General features: G+C 55.8%; 1 protein-coding gene. It reads right to left on the bottom strand.

Going from position 1 to position 1,025, the window contains the following annotated elements:
• Positions 1-95: 95 nt before the first annotated feature.
• Complete coding sequence (locus A3AY_RS0115205) at positions 96-587, bottom strand: MOSC domain-containing protein (protein ID WP_018326514.1); 492 nt, start codon at positions 585-587, stop codon at positions 96-98.
• Positions 588-1,025: the final 438 nt, after the last annotated feature.

Genomic DNA, 1,025 nt, shown 5'->3' with positions numbered 1-1,025 from the left:
TGGATGCTCGAGTTCGACGACGAACACGTCCCCCGGTTCTTTGCGGGTGGCGACAACCTTCAGCTTCATGATGATACGTGGTGATGCCATGTCGTTCACTCGTCCATCGGAAGAATGGGATCGCCGGGGCGGATGACGCCACCAACCTCGATCACGCAGTTCAGGCCGGAGCGGTTCAGAAGACCTTCGTAAAGGCCGGGAATGCCGAGCAACTCCTCGATATATTTGCAAGGAAAGTTCAGCCGCGCTGCCCGAAGAATTGTTTCTCCGACCCGAAAGCGCTTGCCAACAAGATGACTGAGCGGGACGCCGCGGGTGGTCAGATTGCGTCTATGATCCTCAGGCGCAAGTTCGGCTTTAAACCCCGGGATCTTTGGCTCACCTTGGGCTATCGCCTCGAGAACCTCGACCTCGATCAGCGTGACTTCGCGAACATCGGGTTTCGGCGAATAGGTTCCCGTGCCGAGATAGTAGCGGTCCCCAAGAATTCCACGTCCCGCAATGAGTTGCGCTTCAGCCAGTTCTTCCATTTCGTAGGAAGCTGCCGGCGCAATATGGATGTGGAGCAGCTTACCCTGCCAAGTCATGCATCAGCCCTATCAAGCCTCGGTCCGGACCTTCAAGCGAAGACCATCTCAACTTTGTTTACCGCATACTGGTGCTTGGCTGTGGAACGACAAATCCCAACAGTCATTGCACTCGTCGCCGCTCTTGATGAACTTTGGCGGAGAACTGGCCTTCTCGACAGTGCCAGTTTGATGACTTGTTTCTGGTCCAGTTTCAATTTTCATGCGACTGGCTGCCATCGGGCAAAGGCCCATCGTGTTTGTCCGGGGTTCGGCATGCGGAACGCGACTTCAGAATTCTTCTGTCACTGTCTCGATCGCTGCCAGAAGCAGTTGGACCCCCCGTTCAATCTGCCTCGGGCTCAAGGCTGAATAGCCCATGACAAGTCCGAGCCTGTCCGCCGTCGCCTTGCCTGGTTGCGGTTCATAAAGAGGTGAGATGCAATAGACGCCAATGCC

The organism is Rhizobium giardinii bv. giardinii H152 (genome assembly GCF_000379605.1).
GTDB classification, from domain to species: domain Bacteria; phylum Pseudomonadota; class Alphaproteobacteria; order Rhizobiales; family Rhizobiaceae; genus Pararhizobium; species Pararhizobium giardinii.
The sequence above is the reverse complement of the archived record's forward strand: the minus strand, read 5'-3'. Positions and strand labels throughout refer to the sequence as shown.